The 17,296-nt window shown below is 69.8% G+C and carries 16 protein-coding genes; 10 read left to right on the top strand and 6 right to left on the bottom strand.

Annotated elements, in window-relative coordinates; translation table 11 throughout:
* Window positions 1–37 precede the first annotated feature (37 nt).
* Window positions 38–865 carry an NAD(+)/NADH kinase gene (locus HPS36_RS12750; protein WP_137716079.1) on the top strand — a complete coding sequence of 276 codons (828 nt, stop codon included), beginning with the start codon at window positions 38–40 and terminating at the stop codon, window positions 863–865.
* Between the two features lie 76 nt (window positions 866–941).
* Entirely contained in the window at window positions 942–1,634 is a 693-nt protein-coding gene (locus HPS36_RS12745) for a VTT domain-containing protein (RefSeq protein WP_173230433.1), read from the top strand.
* Window positions 1,635–1,927: 293 nt separating this feature from the next.
* On the opposite strand, the gene HPS36_RS12740 is transcribed toward HPS36_RS12745, so the two are convergent.
* The 3 genes from HPS36_RS12740 to aspS all read right to left on the bottom strand — a co-directional run bounded on the left by HPS36_RS12740 (window position 1,928) and on the right by aspS (window position 4,607).
* A complete protein-coding gene (locus tag HPS36_RS12740; protein ID WP_173230432.1) occupies window positions 1,928–2,674 on the bottom strand; it encodes a DUF4382 domain-containing protein in 747 nt (248 codons plus the stop codon).
* Window position 2,675: 1 nt separating this feature from the next.
* Window positions 2,676–2,975 (bottom strand): hypothetical protein, encoded by a 300-nt coding sequence (locus HPS36_RS12735; protein ID WP_173230431.1) that lies wholly within the window; start codon window positions 2,973–2,975, stop codon window positions 2,676–2,678.
* Between the two features lie 327 nt (window positions 2,976–3,302).
* The gene (aspS, locus tag HPS36_RS12730) at window positions 3,303–4,607 is read right to left on the bottom strand and encodes an aspartate--tRNA(Asn) ligase (RefSeq protein ID WP_137716075.1); all 1,305 of its coding nucleotides are present in this window, start codon (window positions 4,605–4,607) and stop codon (window positions 3,303–3,305) included.
* Between the two features lie 557 nt (window positions 4,608–5,164).
* Between aspS and HPS36_RS12725 the strand changes: the two genes are divergently transcribed.
* Window positions 5,165–5,497: a hypothetical protein gene (locus HPS36_RS12725; protein WP_173230430.1), complete on the top strand. Its 333-nt coding sequence runs from the start codon at window positions 5,165–5,167 to the stop codon at window positions 5,495–5,497.
* 27 nt (window positions 5,498–5,524) lie between these two features.
* On the opposite strand, the gene larC is transcribed toward HPS36_RS12725, so the two are convergent.
* Window positions 5,525–6,940, bottom strand: a complete 1,416-nt coding sequence (gene larC / locus HPS36_RS12720) for a nickel pincer cofactor biosynthesis protein LarC (protein WP_173230429.1) — start codon at window positions 6,938–6,940, stop codon at window positions 5,525–5,527.
* Window positions 6,941–7,133: 193 nt separating this feature from the next.
* Here larC and HPS36_RS12715 point away from each other — a divergent pair, with 193 nt between their 5' ends.
* From HPS36_RS12715 to HPS36_RS12695, 5 genes are all read left to right on the top strand, one after another.
* On the top strand, window positions 7,134–7,436 hold the full coding sequence (locus HPS36_RS12715; RefSeq protein WP_173230428.1) for a hypothetical protein: 303 nt from the start codon (window positions 7,134–7,136) through the stop codon (window positions 7,434–7,436).
* Between the two features lie 243 nt (window positions 7,437–7,679).
* Entirely contained in the window at window positions 7,680–9,902 is a 2,223-nt protein-coding gene (locus HPS36_RS12710; protein WP_137716072.1) for a CDC48 family AAA ATPase, read from the top strand.
* Between the two features lie 82 nt (window positions 9,903–9,984).
* A complete protein-coding gene (locus tag HPS36_RS12705; protein ID WP_173230427.1) occupies window positions 9,985–10,221 on the top strand; it encodes a hypothetical protein in 237 nt (78 codons plus the stop codon).
* Window positions 10,222–10,271: 50 nt separating this feature from the next.
* A complete protein-coding gene (locus HPS36_RS12700) occupies window positions 10,272–10,805 on the top strand; it encodes a DUF5815 family protein (RefSeq protein ID WP_173230426.1) in 534 nt (177 codons plus the stop codon).
* Between the two features lie 141 nt (window positions 10,806–10,946).
* Complete coding sequence (locus HPS36_RS12695) at window positions 10,947–11,171, top strand: hypothetical protein (RefSeq protein ID WP_121564246.1); 225 nt, start codon at window positions 10,947–10,949, stop codon at window positions 11,169–11,171.
* A 78-nt stretch (window positions 11,172–11,249) separates the two neighbouring features.
* Here HPS36_RS12695 and HPS36_RS12690 read toward each other — a convergent pair whose 3' ends face one another.
* Window positions 11,250–12,260 carry a hypothetical protein gene (locus tag HPS36_RS12690; RefSeq protein WP_173230425.1) on the bottom strand — a complete coding sequence of 337 codons (1,011 nt, stop codon included), beginning with the start codon at window positions 12,258–12,260 and terminating at the stop codon, window positions 11,250–11,252.
* 200 nt (window positions 12,261–12,460) lie between these two features.
* On the opposite strand from HPS36_RS12690, the gene carB reads away from it, so the two are divergent.
* Both carB and HPS36_RS12680 read left to right on the top strand, forming a co-directional pair.
* Entirely contained in the window at window positions 12,461–15,691 is a 3,231-nt protein-coding gene (carB, locus tag HPS36_RS12685; RefSeq protein ID WP_173230424.1) for a carbamoyl-phosphate synthase large subunit, read from the top strand.
* A gap of 104 nt (window positions 15,692–15,795) precedes the next feature.
* The gene (locus HPS36_RS12680; RefSeq protein ID WP_173230423.1) at window positions 15,796–16,671 is read left to right on the top strand and encodes a mechanosensitive ion channel family protein; all 876 of its coding nucleotides are present in this window, start codon (window positions 15,796–15,798) and stop codon (window positions 16,669–16,671) included.
* A 4-nt stretch (window positions 16,672–16,675) separates the two neighbouring features.
* On the opposite strand, the gene HPS36_RS12675 is transcribed toward HPS36_RS12680, so the two are convergent.
* Window positions 16,676–17,269 carry a nitrous oxide reductase accessory protein NosL gene (locus HPS36_RS12675; RefSeq protein WP_173230422.1) on the bottom strand — a complete coding sequence of 198 codons (594 nt, stop codon included), beginning with the start codon at window positions 17,267–17,269 and terminating at the stop codon, window positions 16,676–16,678.
* Window positions 17,270–17,296: the final 27 nt, after the last annotated feature.

Genomic DNA, 17,296 nt, shown 5'->3' with positions numbered 1-17,296 from the left:
CCGCACGCTTTTATCCGGGGATCGGGATGGGACTGCCATGGAAGTGGGCATCGTGGCGCGGAAGGGCAGCGAGCGGGCGGCGTCGCTCGCGGCGACCCTTCGGGACGTCGTCGTCGACGCGGACGAGAGCGTCTGGCTCGACGAGGAGACCGCCGCAGCCCTCGACGCCGGCGACGACGCCCGACCGGTCGGCGCGTTCGACGACTGCGACCTGGTCGTCGCGGTCGGCGGCGACGGGACGTTCCTGTTCGTCGCGCGCAACGCCGGCGACACCCCGATCGTCGGCGTGAACCTCGGCGAGGTCGGCTTTCTCAACGCCGTCCAGCCGGGGGACGCGGCGACGGCGCTCCGCGCCGAGATCCGGGCGTTTCGCAACGGCGGCTTAGACGTCCGCGAGGCCCCGCGGCTCGCGGCCAGCGCCGGCGACTGGACGTCGACGCCGGCGGCGAACGAGGTGGTCGTCCAGGGCGAGCGCCGCGGGCCGGGCGGCGGGATCGACTACGAGGTGCGCGTCGACGGCTCGCGGTACGCCGGCGGCCACGCGGACGGGGTCCTCGTGGCCACGCCGACCGGGTCGACGGCGTACAACCTCTCCGAGCGCGGCCCGCTGGTCCACCCCGAGGTCGGGGGACTGGTCGTCAACGAGATGGTCGCGGACGAGGGGATGCCGCCGCTCGTGGTGGACGCCGACGCGACGGTCACCGTCGCCGTCGAGAACGACGCGGGAGCGACGGTCGTCAGCGACGGCCGCGACACCGAGTCCCTCGACGGGCCGGTCGAGGTGACCGTCGAGCGCGCCGCGCCCCCGATACGGATCGCGGGGCCGCCCTCCGACTTCTTCGAGGCGCTCGGCAAGCTGTCGTGACCGGCGCGGTCGCGCCGGCGACCCCCGAGCGAACGCACCCACAAAGCGTTTACCGGACGCCCGCGGACGCGAGAGCGTGAATCGCCGGACCACGGTCGGTCGGTACGCGGTCGCCGGGATCGCCGTCGCCGCGCTCGCGGCGGTCGCGCTCGCAGTCTCCCCCGAGGCAGCGCTCTCGCGGCTCCGCTGGCTGGCGACCGATCCGATCCGCTTCGGCGCCGCCGTGGTCGTGCTGGCCGCCGTCAGACCCCTCCTCGCGTGGCCGACGACGCTCCTCGCCGTCGTCGTCGGGTTCGGATACGGCTGGGTCGGGACGCCGTTCGCGCTCGCGCTCGTGGTCGGCACCGCCGTGCCCCCGTACGCGCTCGCTCGGGCGGGGCGGCTCAGGCTCGGGAGCGACCCCGAGACGGTCGAGGACTCGGGCGTCGCAGCGCGGTTCTGTCGCGCCGGCGAGCGCTTCGCGGCTGAGTCCGGCGGCGTGCGCGCCGTGACCGGGACCCGCCTCCTGCCGCTCCCCTCAGACGCGGTGACGGTCGGCGCCGCGGCCGCGGGGGTCGGAGCCCGACCGTTCATTTTCGGAACCGCGCTCGGCGAGCTGCCGTGGGTCCTCTGCGGGGTCGCTGTCGGCGTCTCGCTCGACCGCCTCGCGGCGGGCGGCGGGTCGCTCGTCGACCCCGCGATGATCCTCGGGATGGCGGGCGTCGGCGCGCTGGTGCTCGCCGGCCCGCTGTACCGGACGTTCGTGCGGTCGGACGCGACGGCCGCCTGACTAGATAGAGAGCGGCGCCGCCCCGAGAGCGGTCGGATGAACGGATCGGAGAAAGCGAAGACCGTCCGTGCGCGTCGTCGCGCGGACGATCCGTGCGGGTCGTGTGCCTCTGACGGCGACGAGATGCCTCGAGTCGGGCACCGACCGCAGCGGCGCGCGCATTCCCCCGGTCCCCGAATCCCGGGAACCGACCCAGCCCTGACCCCGAAGCCGCGGCGCGGTCCGCGCTCGCGCGTGCGAGCGACCGGATCGCGACCGCTGCTCCAACGGGGGACCGGGGGACCGCGGCGTTGCTACGCGTCGGCGGTCTCGTTGTCGCCGCCCGAATCGCTCCCGTCGGACTCGCTCGACTCCTCGTACTCGACCTCGATGCCGCTCGGCACCGGCCGGAGGAGGTAGCGGCCGTTCCCCCGGAGCACCGGCGCGAAGTCCGCGGTGAACGTCGTCCGCGTGTTCTCGCGGATCTCGAACGACTCGTTGAACTTCAGGGGCGCGTTGCCCGGGAGGTCGACGGTCGCGTCGCTCCCGTCGGTGAGCGTCCCGTCGGCCGACGACACGTCCAGCTGGAGGTACGGGTACTCGCCCGTCTGGAGCTCGCGCTCGTCGATCAGCTGGGTCTCGCCGTTCTGGAGCTCGACGAGGTCCGCCTCCTGCGGCTCGTCGAACTCGAAGTACTCGCGGCCCGCCTCGCCGTCGTCCCCGTCGTCGGTTTCGTTGCCGCCGGCGTCCGCGTCGTCGGTTTCGTTGCCGCCGGCGTCCGCGTCGTCGCCTCCGTCCGCGTCGTCGCCGGTGTCGGTCTCGTTGCCGTCCTCGTCGTCCGACTCGGCGCCCTCCGGCCCGAGCCAGAACCCCTCGACGGTGACGACGAGCGACTCGAAGTCGTCGATGTCCGCCGGCTGGTCCGTGACCTGCGTCGCGAGCGTCCCGGTCGCGCGGCCGACGCAGCCGGCGAGGCCGGCCGCACCGAGCGCCGCGGCGCCGGTCGCCTGAAGATAGGTCCGGCGGTCGAGCGCGTCGAGGTCGGGCTTGCGGTCCGTCACGTTACGCACCCCCGTCGGCGTCCGTTCCGTCGTCCGCGTCGCCTTCGCCGGCGCCGTTCCCGGCGATGTCGCTCACGGTCTCGCCGAGGTCGTCGACGCCGCCGTCGAGGAACTCGTTCACGCTGTCGAGGATGCCGCCGACGAAGTCGGGCACCTGGTCCGGGAGGTCGCTCGGCGGCCCCGCGTCGCCGGAGGCGTTGTCCGGGCCGGGCGTCGCCGCGACGGCACCGGCGGCCGCGCCGGTCCCGATCAGTACAACCGTGGCAAGCGCCACGAGCAGCGTCGTTCGGAGTGCGTTCATTGCGACTCGGCCTCGGGCCCCGATACCCTTTAATGACGCAAGCCGTTCAGCCGAGTTTCGCCCGATTTAATCCGGTTAAACAGAGAATAGAGGCCCTGAAGACAGAATCCACCCGTACTCAGTGTGTACTTATAAAAGAACCCTCGCGTCGACCGAGGGAGAAGTCGCTTGCGCGGCGAAGTCGAACTCGCTCGCGCGGCCGGGGAGGAGAAGGGAGATCCGCCTATTCGATGGTCGGACCGTCACGACCGCGGTGCGAACCGACCTCGGATCAAACGCGGACCGAACGCAGACCAAACCCAGACCGGACCGGAAGGGTCGCGCCGCCTACGGCTCCAGCCGGTTCGGGTCGCGCGGGAACATGATCGCCTCCTTGATGTTGTCGAGGTCGGCGACCTTCTGGACGAGGCGGTCGATGCCGAGCCCGTAGCCGCCGTGCGGGGGCGTGCCGTAGCTCAGCGCCTCGATGTAGAACTCGAAGTTGCTCGTCTCGACGCCCTCCTCCTCCATCACTTCGACCATGCGCTCGACATCGTGCTCGCGCTGCCCGCCCGAGGAGAGCTCCTGGCCCTTGTAGATGAGGTCGAACTTCCGGGAGGCGATGTCGTCCTCCGGCACGTCCTGCATGTAGTAGAACTTCTCGTCGGGGTAGCCGACGACGAAGAACGCGGGGTGGCCCTGTTCCTCGAAGTGCTCGCCGAGGAGCTTCTCCCCCTTCGTGTCGAGGTCGGTCGGGTCGTCCGGGAAGTGCCCGAACTCGGTTTCGAGGATGTCGAGCGCCTCGTCGAAGGTGATCCGCGGGAAGTCGTCCTCGGGGACCTCCAGGTCGACGTCGAGGAGGTCGAGCTCGCGCTCGGCGTTCTCGGCGACCTCGCTGAGCGCGTAGCGGAGCGACTCCTCCTGGACGTCCATCACGTCGTCGTGGTCGTCGATGTACGCCAGCTCCACGTCGAACATCGCGATCTCGGAGACGTGGCGGGAGGTCGCGAAGTCCTCGGCGCGGAACGCCGTGCCGGTCTCGTAGACGGCCTCGTAGCCCGAGGCCATCAGCATCTGCTTGTACAGCTGGGGGCTCTGCGAGAGGAACGCGTCCTGGTTGTAGTAGAGGATCGGGAACAGCTCCGCGCCGCCCTCGGCGCCGCCCTTCGAGATCAGCGGCGTCTTGATGTCGACGTACCCCTCGTCTTCGAACCACTCCTCCATCGCGGTGATGAGCTCGGAACGGAGAGTGAACACCGCGAGCGTCTCCGGCTTCCGGAGGTCGAGCGCGCGGTTGTCGAGCCGGGTCGAGAGGTCGACCTCGATGTCCTTCGAGATCTCCAGCGGGAGCGGGGAGTCGGCCTCGTCGATGACCTCGTACTCGGTGGGCGCGATCTCGACGCCGCCGGGCGCCTGGTCGCTCTCCAGCGGCTCGCCGACGACGCGGACAACGTCCTCGGCGCCCACGTCTTGGACGGCCTCGAACAGCTCCGGCTCGCGCTCCTCCTTGAAGACGATCTGGATGAGCCCCTCGCGGTCGCGCACGATGAGGAAGACGAGGCCCCCAAGGTCGCGGATCTCGTGGACGTGGCCGGCGATGGCGACCTCGTCCGCGTCCGGTTCGACGTCCGACGTGTGAATGCGCTCGATCATGGCGGTGACTGCTTACGCGCAACTGGTCGGGCGGTCGGCATAGGCCTGTCGTCTCGTCGTCGACGGAACCGAACGCGTGCGTCCGCTCCGGCGGATTCTCGGCGGCTCTCGGGTCGAACGCACCGTGGCATGTGGTCGCGTAACTAACATAATTTTAATACAAAACCGACACTGGAGGTGAACGACGGCGCACCCCGCGCCGCGGATCCCGACCATGACCCGTTCCACCCGCTCGACGCTCGTGCGGTCCGCGAGCGTCGCGTTCCTCGGGTGGATCGGGACCGGCTACGGGATTCCGACCCCACGGTCCGTCCGCCCGACCGCGTGACGCGCGTCGGCTGGGGAGGTTTCCCCGCGGGACGGACCGCACCCCGTTCTCTCCAGCCGCCGCTGTCCGTCGCGCGCGTCGAGTCGGACGACCGTCACCCTCGCGAGCGCCGCCGCCGGCGACCCCCGTCGTCGCCGCCGCGGCGTTCGAGGACGCGGACCGGTCGCCTCTCGGGTCGCGGCCCGAGACGGCGACCGGCCGCGCCGCGTTCGACTCGCGGCGAGGGCGTATGGCGGCAGCCATCCACACGCCGTCGGTCGAGGCCACGGTGACCGTCCGCGTCTCGCAGGCGGCCACCGGCGACCTCGTCGCCGGCGCCAGAGCACAGATCGAGCGAATCGACGGCCTCCGCGTCGAGGAGATCGAGATCGCCGGCCTCCGGCCCGGCCTCAACGACACCACGGTCGAGGCGGTCGCCACCCTCGCGGTCGACGAGGAGGCGGTCTCACGGGCGGAGTTCGGCGCCCCCGAAGAGGTCGTCGCCGACCGCGTCCGCGAGCGCCTCGCCGACGGCTTCGGCGTCGACCCCGAGCGCGTCGAGCGCGTCGACCCGCCCGACTGACGGGCCGGTCGCGAGGCCGGCCACCTGCTACTCGTCGGCGAGCCGCTCCCGCACCGCGGCCTCCGCGCGCCGGAGCACCTCGCGGATCGGGAGGCCCGTCGCCCCCGCGACCGCGGCCGCCTCGTCGTACTCCCCGCTGACGTCGTAGACCTCTCCGTCCGTCGTCGAGGCGACCTTCACGGTCACCTCGTGGTCGGCGCCGTCGACCCGGAGCGTCGCCGTCTCGAACTCCCGTTCCGCGATCCAGCGGTGGCTCGCCCCGGACTGGCGCACGCCCAGCGTCCCCGTCTCGCGGGCAAGCCGCTCGGCGACCGCCTCGACGTCCGCCGGCTTACAGATGACCTTCACGAGGTGACCCGGGCGGGACTTCTTCATCGTCGTCGGGACGATCGTCACGTCTCGCGCGCCGGCGCGTTCGAGCGTCTCCTGAAGCCCGCCGAGGACCTCCGGCGCGGCGTCGTCGAGGTTCGTTTCGAGGACCGCGATGTCGTCGCGAACGAGCCCGCCGCCCACGGTCCGCCCCCGGTCGGTCTCGCTCTCCGCCCGTCCCCCGTCGCCGACGAGCGCGCGCAGGACGTTCGGGTGGGGCTCGAAGTCGGCGTCGCCGGCGCCGTAGCCCGCGCGCTCGACGGCGAGATCGGGGACGGCGTCGACGCCCTCGGCGACCGCGCCGAGGATCGCCGCGCCCGTGGGCGTGAGCAGTTCCCGATCGACCGGGCCGCCGACGATTCGGAAGTCCGAACGGGTCGCGACCTCGGTCGTCGCCGGGGCCGGGACCGGGTACGTCCCGTGGCTCATCTCGACCGTGCCCCCGCCGGCGGCGACCGGTGTGGTGACCACGCGCTCCGGGTCGAGGTCGGCGAGCAGCAGCGCCGCGCCGACCACGTCGGCGATCGCGTCGTCGGCGCCCACCTCGTGGAAGTGCGTCTCGTCGAGGTCGATCCCGTGGACCGACGCCTCCGCGCGCCCGAGCAGCTCGAATGCGTCGAGCGCGGTCGACTCGACCGCGTCCGGGAGGCCCATCGACTCGACGAGGTCGACCACCTCGCGGTAGGAGCGGTGGACGCCCGCGCCCTCGGCGTGGGTCTCGTCCCGAGAGGCGTCCGTCTCGTGGCCGTGATCGTGGTCGTGGTCATGACCGTAACTGTGGTCGTCGCCGTGACTGTGAGCGTGGTCGTGATCGTGGCCGTGGTCGTGAGTGTGGCCGTGACCGTGAGCGTGGTCGTGATCCGAATCCGCATCCCCCGCGCCGTGCCTGTCGACGAGGACGTCGACGGTCGTCGCGCGGATCCCGTTCTTCTCAGTCTCGCCGACCTCGTACCGGACGGGGAGAGCGTCGCGCACGGGGTCGAGGACCGCGGGGTCGGCGCCGGCCGCGATCAGCGCGGCGCAGATCATGTCGCCGGCGGCGCCGGTCCGACCGTCGAAGACGAGCGTTCGCATGGCTCCTCCGAGGCGACTGCCGGACAAATACCTCCGGATCGACGGCTCCGTCGAGCGTATAGGCTGGTGATACGTGCGTGGTGACGATAGTCGCCGGAGAGTCCGCACACAGGGCGGAAGCGCGAGGAACGTCTGGTCGGACACCCATCATTTCACCAACCCTATCAGCGTCGCCGAGCGATCGGTTCGTACCGTGCCCTCCAGAATCAGCGAAGTCGTCTTCAGCGAACCGTCCGGCGGACTCAACGCGTACGCGATGTTCGCCTCCTCGCTCCTCATGGCGAGCATCTACGTCTACTTCGGCGTCCTCCGCGGCGTCACCGCGATCAACGCGCTCGTCATGGCGGTCGGATTCGCGCTGTCGGGGGTCGCCGAGTCCCTGCCGGCGGAGCGTCGCCGGTTGGCGGGGTGGGTTCGCGTCGCCGCGGTCCTCCTGTTGACGGGGCTGCTCGGGGTCACGGTTTTCGCCCCCGAAATCGTTCTCGGCCCGCGGTAGCGGCAGAGCGCTCGGCGCGCACGCCGCGGCGAGCGGCCGAGAACCGTCCGATACGAGCGACCGCGAGTCCACGGCGAAAACGCACGCTTACGACGGGGTTTTATGACCGGACTCCGTACCGTGCTATATGATCACACAGCCAATCGCGGCCGCCGATCGGACCGGAGGAATCGGCGGGCCGGACACGGGCAACAGGCTTATTCCCGGACCGGATCCAGATACTATCATCCCCCGCGAGGAATCATGAACGAAGTCCAACTCGAAGTGGCGAAGGCGTACCCGAACGACTCGGGGCGCGGCATCGCCCGACTCGACCCCGACACCCTGCTCCACCTGAAGCTCTCGCCCGGCGACATCATCGAGATCGAGGGCGCGGAGACGACCGCTGCGAAGGTCTGGCGCGCCGACCGCCAAGACTGGAACACCGACACCGTTCGCGTGGACGGGTTCACGCGGCAGAACGCGGACGTCGGCATCGGCGAGCGCGTCACCATCCGGAAGGCGGAGGCCGAGAAGGCCGACAAGCTGGTGCTGGCCCCGCCCGAGGAGGCGTCGGTCCAGTTCGGCTCCGACGCCGCCGGCATGGTCAAACGGCAGATCCTCAAGCGCCCGGTCGTCGAGCGCGACATCGTGCCGGTGATGTCCTCGACGAACCACCCGTTCATGCGGTCGCCCGGGCAGGCGATCCCGCTGATCGCGGTCGAGACGGAGCCCGACGGCGTCTGTCTCATCACCGAGGACACGGAGGTCGAGCTTCGCGAGGAACCGATCTCCGGCTTCGAGAAGACCGGCGGCGGGATCACCTACGAGGACATCGGCGGCCTCCAGTCGGAGATCCAGCGCGTCCGCGAGATGGTCGAGCTGCCGATGAAACACCCCCAGATCTTCTCGAAGCTCGGGATCGAGCCGCCGCAGGGCGTCCTGCTCCACGGCCCGCCCGGCACCGGGAAGACGCTGCTCGCGAAGGCCGTCGCCAACGAGACCTCGGCGTCGTTCTTCTCGATCGCCGGGCCGGAGATCATCTCGAAGTACTACGGCGAGTCCGAACAGCAGCTCAGGGAGATCTTCGAGGACGCGAAAGAGGAGTCCCCCTCGATCATCTTCATCGACGAGCTGGACTCCATCGCGCCGAAGCGCGAGGACGTGACCGGCGAGGTCGAGCGCCGCGTCGTCGCCCAGCTGCTGACGATGATGGACGGGTTAGAGACCCGCGGGCAGGTGATCGTCATCGGGGCGACGAACCGCGTCGACAGCGTCGACCCCGCGCTGCGCCGGCCCGGCCGGTTCGACCGCGAGATCGAGATCGGCGTCCCCGACGAGGTGGGCCGCAAGGAGATCCTCCAGATCCACACCCGCGGCATGCCGCTGTCGGACGACGTGAGCTTAGACCACCTCGCCGACGAGACGCACGGCTTCGTCGGCGCCGACATCGAGAGCCTCACCAAGGAGGCCGCGATGAAGGCGCTGCGCCGGTACCTCCCCGAGATCGACTTAGACGAGGAGGAGGTGCCCCCGAGCCTCATCGACCGGATGATCGTCAAGCGCGACGACTTCTCGGGCGCGCTCAACGAGGTGGAGCCCTCGGCGATGCGGGAAGTGCTCGTCGAGCTCCCGAAGATCTCGTGGGACAACGTCGGCGGGCTCGAAGACGCCAAACAGCAGGTCCAAGAGTCCGTCGAGTGGCCGCTCACGTCGCCGGAGAAGTTCGACAGGATGGGCGTCGACGCGCCGAAGGGCGTGCTGCTGTACGGCCCGCCCGGCACCGGGAAGACGCTGATGGCGAAGGCCGTCGCCAACGAGACGAACGCGAACTTCATCTCGGTGCGGGGGCCGCAGCTGCTCTCGAAGTGGGTCGGCGAGTCCGAGAAGGCGATCAGACAGACCTTCCGGAAGGCCCGGCAGGTGAGCCCGACGATCATCTTCTTCGACGAGCTCGACAGCCTCGCGCCCTCTCGCGGCCAGGAGATGGGGAACAACGTCTCCGAACGCGTCGTCAACCAGCTCCTCACCGAGCTCGACGGGCTCGAGGACATGGGCGACGTGATGGTCATCGGGGCGACCAACCGACCGGACATGATCGACCCCGCGCTGCTGCGCTCGGGCCGGTTCGACCGGCTCGTGATGATCGGCCAGCCGGACCAGGAGGGCCGCGAGCAGATCCTCGACATCCACACCCGGGACACGCCGCTCGCGCCCGACGTGAGCCTCCGCGAGGTCGCCGAGATCACCGACGGCTACGTCGGCTCCGACCTGGAGGGGATCGCCCGCGAGGCCGCCATCGAGGCGCTTCGCGACGACGACGACGCCGAGGAGGTGGAGATGAAGCACTTCCGGCGCGCGATGGAGTCGGTTCGCCCGACCATCAACGAGGACATCCTCGCGTACTACGAGGACGTGAGAGAGCAGTTCAAGGGCGGCGGCGGCGAGTCGCTCCGCGACACCGGCGGCCGGATCGGCTTCCAGTGACCGCCTGAGTCGCGGGGCCGCGGACCGCGCTGCCCGCCGCGACCGACCGTTTTTGCGTGCCGGCCTCGAAGGGGAGACCGATATGTCCGACGACGTGACCGTCGACGTGGAGGTCGAGGTGGAGGTCGACCGGAACGAACTGGAGGTCGAACGCGAGGACGCCGAGATGCTCGAAGCGACCTACGAGGCCAACGGGATCGAGATCGAGGTCGAGGCAGAGGTGGAGACGCACGGCGGCGACGAGGACGAAGCCGACGAGGGCGCGGCCGGGGACGGCGACGGCGAGGACGCCGAGGCCGAATCCGAGCACGTCGAGTAGCGACCGACCCGTTCCGCTCCTTTTAACCTCGACAGCGACCAAGCGGAGGCATGTCCCAGCCCCGCGTCCCCGGCGGCGACGAGAACGCGCTGGAGCTACCCTGCGGGGAGACGGTCGGCGTCGGCGAACTTGACCTCGGGATGCGCGAGTACGAGTGCGCCTGCGGCGAGACGCACGCGGTCGTGATGGACGTTCACCCGCCCGAGCGCTTCCTCCCGGACTTCCTCGTCGAGGTCCTCCGCGAGGCGATCGACACCACCAGCGAGGAGATGCCCGAGTTCGACACGCCGCACCTGCTCGGCGTCGTCCTGGAGGAGTTCCCCGAGGCGGTCGTCGCGCACGACGCCAGCGAGAACGCGGACGTCGGGTACGCGATGGTGTGGGTCACCGAGTTCGACTCCCGCCGGCTCCACGAGATCGTCGTCGAGCTGGTCGTCGAACTGATGGAACACGCCGTGAGCCACGCGGACGACGACGAGGCGCTGTCGGCGTTCGAGCGGGAGATGGTCGAGTTCGACGTGAGCGAGTTCGTCGAGCAGTACCGCGCGGAGCGCGACCTCGAGGCCGAGGACCCGTACGCCTGATCCCGGGTCGACGGCCGTTCCGAACGCCCACCGGAACTCCGTCGAAAGGCCGGCTAGCGGGCGTCTCGCGCCCGCTGTCAGACAACCGTCCGACTTCTGTCTCACTGAACCCTATATGTTCGGAGACCGTACGTAAGACGTATGAGCGCCGGTGAATACGACCGGTACGAGCGGATCCGCGGCGTCCTCGCCGAGGCCGACGAGCCGCTGACGGCGCGGGAGATCCTGGCGCTCGTCGAGGAGTGCGACGAGTGCGAGGAGATCGGCAGCCCGCACCGGGTCGCCACGGTGCTCGGGCGGCGAGCCGAGCGCGGCGAGGTCGAGGTCATCGCGGGGCAGCCGTACCGATACCGGCTCAAGGCCTGAGCGCCGTCCCCGCGCGAGGCTGAGCTTCCGCGGCCCGCCGCTCGGGGCGATGAGCCGACGGTCGTCCGACCTCCTCTCCTACGGCGAGACTATCAGATCGAACCGGTAGACGTCGTCTCGGAACTCGACGACGACGTTCCGGAAGTCGACGCGCTCGTCGTAGCTGTCGATCGGTTCGAGGTCGTCCGCGATGGCGAGCGCGTCGAGGGCCTCGGTCAGTTCCGCCGACGGCGGTGCCCCTTCCTCGTAGCGACGCGGCTCCTCGGCGATGGCGTCGTCCAAGACGCCGGCTGCGGCCTCCGAGAGTCCGGCGTCGTCCACGTCCCGTTCGACGATGGCGTCGCGCGCGTGCGCCGTGAACTCGCTCCGAGAATCGCTGATCTCGGTGATCGCGTACGTCCACTCCGGAACGTCGACGGACCGACGCTCGGCGACCGCTCGGAAGTACTCGTCTTCGTACTCCACGAAGTCGAACGACGGTGACGGGACGAGGTCGCTGGCGTCCGCGTCGAGCCCGTGGTGGAACTCGACGGTCTGAAGCTCGTCGAACTCGGGGTCGCCGAGGAAGCCGTCGTGACCCGCGTAGACCGCGTCGAGCGCCGCGTTCAGTACGCGTTCGTCTTGGTCGGAGAGGCCGAACGGCGGCCCGTCGAGCGTCGCGTCCTCCGGCGGTGCCTCGTCGACTCGTTCGAGCGCGAAGTGCCACCGATCGCGTCGGCGGATCCGTTCGTCGACGATGTCGACCTCGTAGAAGGTGCCGTCGCGGCGGAGGAACGTCGGGCGCGGTCGCGTCTCGGTCCCCCACCGGTCGCGGCCGACCAGGGGCCACTGTCTGACAGTCACGCTGCCCGTGTCGAACAGCTCCGAGAGCCAGGCGGCCTTCGCCTCGGTCGCGAAGTCGACGCGGGTCACCGCGTCGATTTCGGTCGGGTCCGGCCACAGGTACGGGCGCTCGATCGACGACAGGTCCAGTTCGTCCGCGATGAGGGAGTACGCGTCGAGGTCGCCGGCGTTGAGACAGCCGGCCGTGGCGGCGGTGGCGCCGGCGACGCCGAGCAGTCGGAGGGCACTGCGGCGGGAACAGCGCATGTCACTCACCGAATTTCCGACATCTCGGTAAACCCCTTGTGGTGGACGCCTCAGCGCACCGGGACGGCGAGTCGACGAGAAGATCGTGTGGTATCGTACCGACCACCGTGGTAGGATGTAGCTTGCGAAAATCGCAAACTTGTTGCGAGATTCGTACTCTACCGCCGACCTTATTACGATGAGCGTATTCCGTCCGCGTAATGAGCGAGGACCGGACGATTCTCCTTATCGGCAGCGGACCGATTCAGATCGGACAGGCGGCCGAGTTCGACTACTCCGGGGCGCAGGCGTGTCGCGCCCTCCAGGAGGAGGGCGCCCGCGTCGTCCTGGTGAACTCGAACCCCGCCACGATCATGACCGACCCCGAGACGGCCGACCGGGTGTACATCGAGCCGATCACGCCCGAGGCCATCGCGGAGGTCATCCGCATCGAGGAGCCGGACGGCGTCATCGCGGGGCTCGGCGGGCAGACCGGGCTCAACGTCACCGCCGAACTCGCAGAGGAGGGAATCTTGGAGGAACACGACGTCGAGGTGATGGGGACGCCGCTGGACACCATCTACGCGACGGAGGACCGCGACCTGTTCCGCCAGCGGATGGAGGGCCTCGGACAGCCGGTGCCGAAGTCGACCACCATCTCCTTGGACGACGACGAGTCGGTCACCGACTTCGACGAGGCGGCCTTCCGCGAGCGCGTCCAGGAGGCGGTCGACGCGGTGGGCGGTCTCCCCGTCATCGCGCGGACGACGTACACCCTCGGCGGCTCCGGCTCGGGCGTCGTCGACGAGTTCGAGGAACTGGTCGAGCGCGTCCGCAAGGGGCTCCGCCTCTCGCGCAACAGCGAGGTGCTGATCACGGAGTCCATCGCGGGCTGGGTCGAACTGGAGTACGAGGTGATGCGGGACGCCGACGACTCCTGTATCATCATCTGTAACATGGAGAACATCGACCCGATGGGGATCCACACCGGCGAGTCGACGGTCGTCACGCCGTCGCAGGTGATCCCCGACGACGGTCACCAGGAGATGCGGGACGCGGCGCTCGAAGTGATCCGCGACCTGGGCATCCAGGGCGGCTGTAACATCCAGTTCGCGTGGCACGACGACGGCACCCCCGGCGGCGAGTACCGCGTCGTCGAGGTGAACCCGCGCGTCTCGCGCTCCTCGGCGCTCGCGTCGAAGGCGACCGGGTACCCGATCGCCCGCGTCACGGCGAAGGTCGCGCTGGGCAAGCGGCTCCACGAGATCGACAACGAGATCACCGGGGAGACGACTGCGGCCTTCGAGCCCGCCATCGACTACGTGGTGACGAAGGTGCCGCGCTGGCCCATCGACAAGTTCGACGACGTGGACTTCGAGCTCGGCACCGCGATGAAGTCCACCGGCGAGGCGATGTCGATCGGCCGCACCTTCGAGGAGAGCATGGTGAAGGCGCTCCGCTCCTCGGAGTACGACCCCGCGGTCGACTTCGAAACGGTCGACGACGCGACCCTCGAATCGGAGTACCTCGAACGGCCGAGCCCGGACCGCCCGTACGCGATGTTCGAGGCGTTCGACCGCGGCTACTCGGTCGACGAGGTCATCGACCTGACGGGCATCCACCGCTGGTACGTCGAGCGCTTCGAGAACATCGCCGAGGGCACCGCCGCGGCCGCCGAGGGTGACTTCACCGAGGCCGCGATGGTCGGCCGCACCGACGCGGAGATCGCCTCTGTCGCGGCCGCCGGGGGCGTCGACGCCGACGTGGGGCAAGTCGAGAGTTCGGTCCCCGACCGCACCTACAAGCAGGTCGACACCTGCGCGGGCGAGTTCGAGGCCTCGACCCCGTACTACTACTCCGCGCGCCTGCCGGAGTTCCTTCAGGGCGCCGACACCGCTGGCGCGGCGAACGAGGTCCGCGTCGACCCCGACGTCGAGAGCGTCGTGGTCGTCGGCGGCGGGCCGATCCGCATCGGGCAGGGCGTCGAGTTCGACTACTGCGCGGTCCACGCGGTGCGCGCGCTCCGCGAGCTGGGCATCGACGCGCACGTGATCAACAACAACCCGGAGACGGTCTCGACCGACTACGACACCTCCGACGGGCTGTTCTTCGAGCCCATCTCCGCCGAGGAGGTCGCCGACGTGATCGAGACGACCGGCGCCGACGGCGTGATGGTCCAGTTCGGCGGGCAGACCTCCGTCAACGTTGGCGAACCCCTCGAAGCGGAGATCGAGCGCCGCGGGCTCGACTGCGAGATCATGGGCACGAGCGTCGAGGCGATGGACCTCGCCGAGGACCGCGACCGCTTCAACGTCCTGATGGACGAGCTGGGGATCGCCCAGCCCGAGGGCGGCACCGCGACGAGCGAGGCGGAGGCGCTGGAGCTGGCCCACGAGATCGGCTACCCGGTCTTAGTGCGCCCCTCCTACGTGCTCGGCGGGCGCGCGATGCGGGTCGTCGAGGACGACGCGGAGTTAGAGGAGTACATCGAGGAGGCGGTCCGCGTCTCGCCCGACAAGCCGATCTTAGTCGACCAGTTCCTCGACGACGCGGTCGAACTGGACGTCGACGCCGTGGCGGACGGCGAGGACGTGCTGCTCGGCGGCGTGATGGAACACGTCGAGAGCGCGGGCGTCCACTCGGGCGACTCCGCGTGCATGATCCCGCCGCGCTCGCTCGGCGACGAGACCCTCGGGCGGGTCCGCGAGGTCACCGAGGACATCGCCCGCGCGCTCGACACTGTCGGCCTGCTCAACGTCCAGTTGGCGGTGACGGGCGTCGACGACCCCGAAGCGGACAGCGAGGTGTACGTGTTGGAGGCGAACCCGCGCTCCTCGCGCACCGTCCCGTTCGTCTCCAAGGCGACGGGCGTCCCCATCGCCAAGCTGGCGGCGAAGGTGATGACCGACGACCTGACGCTCGCCGACCTCGACGCCGACGAGCAGATCCCCGAGCACCGCTCGGTGAAGGAGGTCGTCCTGCCCTTCGACCGCCTGCCGGGCTCGGACCCGCGGCTCGGCCCGGAGATGAAGTCCACCGGCGAGGTGATGGGCACCGCGACCTCCTTCGGCAAGGCGTACGACAAGGCGCAGGACGCCACCGGGAAGCCGATCCCGGAGTCCGGCACCGCCGTCGTCGACCTCTCGGCCGAGGAGTTCCCGGACCCGGGGACCGAGGCGGGCGAGGCGCTCGTCGACGGCTACGCCGAGCACTTCGAGCTGAGCGAGGCGACGGACCTGATCGAGGCCGCCAAGCGCGGCGACCTCGACCTCATCGTCTCGCGCCAGCGCGACCTGCTGGAGGTCGCCGTCGAGGAGGAGATCACCTACTTCTCGACGCACGCCTCCGCGAAGGCGGCGCTGGAGGCGCTCGACCACGCGGGCGACGACCTCGACGTGATGGCGGTCTCGGACCGCCCGAAGCGCGTCGAGCAGTGGGGCGCCGCGGAGTAGCCCCGGGCGCGACTCGGTCGGCCGGACGCTCTTTTTCGGCTCGTTAGGCCACACGCCCGATTTATCGACCGTATCTAACTCCAACGGCGACGATCGGAGACGGTGTGACTTCGCAACTACTTCAGGCGGGCCTGCTCGCCGACCCGACCGCCGCCGTGGTATCGCTCGCCGTGACCGTCGTGACGTTCGTCGTCTCGTTCCTCGTGCTCTACCTCGTCGGGAAGTCGGTTCTCGTCAGGACGACCAAGCAGGTGTTGAACCAGCGCGACTACTCGCCGGCCATCGTCAGCCTCTCGTCCAGCATCGCGGGGGCGATCGCGCTGTTCGCGGCCGTCGCCATCGCGGCGACGGTGGCCGGGTTCCCGATGATCCTCGGGGCCTTCGCCACCATCTTCGGCGCGCTCGCGCTGGGGTTCGCGTTCGCGGCGAGCGACATCGTCCAGAACTTCGTCGCCGGCGTGTTCATCCTGAAGGACAAGCCCTTCGAGATCGGCGACTACATCGAGTGGAGCGGCAACGGCGGGATCGTCCGCGAGATCGACCTCCGCGTCTCGAAGCTCGACACGTGGGACAACGAACAGCTCACCGTGCCGAACGGCGACCTCGCCAACGCGGTCGTCAAGAACGTTCAGGCCAACGACACCCGGCGGGTCACCGTCGACTTCGGGGTCGATTACGGCACCGATGTGGACCGCGCCCGCGACATCCTCCTCGACGAGGCGGCGAAGACCGACGGCGTCCTCGCCGACCCGGAGCCGGCCGCACCGCTGACCGCGCTCGGCGACTCCGCCGTCGTGTTCAACCTCCGTGTGTGGATCGACCCCGCGGAGACCGGGGCCGGCGGCGTCAAACACGCGCTCACGGAGACCGTCATGCGCCGCTTCGACGAGGCCGACATCGGGTTCCCGTACCCCCACACCGAACTCGTCGGCTCGCTCAACGTCAACCAGATCGGTCGGGACGCGACGGCGGACGACTGACGGCTCACAGTGCTTCGAGCGTCGCGCGGTCCACCTCGGTCGCGGGCATCGTCTTGCCTCCGTACTCGGCGACGAACGACTCGACGTCGCCCTTCTCGCTGAACGGGATCAGGTCGGGTCCCATCGCGCCGATCACCTCGCTGCGCGCGACGACGGTGAGGGAGGGCTCGCGGGCGAACGCCTCGCTGTCGACGTGCGAGGAGAACATCGTGTCGCCGCCCTCCTCGAACACCTCCTGCTCGACCGCGGAGTAGTCGGTGAGAAACGTCGCGAGCGGCGTGCGCCCGGAGTCTTCGGCGTCGAACCGGTACGTGTACGTACAGGTGGCGCTACAGAACTGCGCCGGGCGACCGCCCTCCGGTTCGTCGTCCTCGAAGTGGACCTGCCCGACCGTTCCCGGGTGGTCCGCGACGATCATGCCGCACTGGTCGCATGCCTGGTCGTCGTCGATGGAGACCGGGGCGATCGAGTTCGACCCACCGCCGGCGCAACCGGCGACGGAACCGATCCCTGCGGCGGCGATTCCGGCGAGCACTCGACGCCGCGGGACGCTCATCGAGCTGGCGGGCGTTGGAGTCGATGGGTCGCGTTTCGTCATGGTCAGATTTGGAGTACCTGCCTCTTA

Source organism: Halorubrum salinarum (genome assembly GCF_013267195.1).
In the GTDB taxonomy this organism is placed as follows: Archaea; Halobacteriota; Halobacteria; order Halobacteriales; family Haloferacaceae; genus Halorubrum; species Halorubrum salinarum.
Note: the sequence above shows the minus strand (reverse complement) of the source record. Positions and strands in the feature narration are given on the sequence as shown.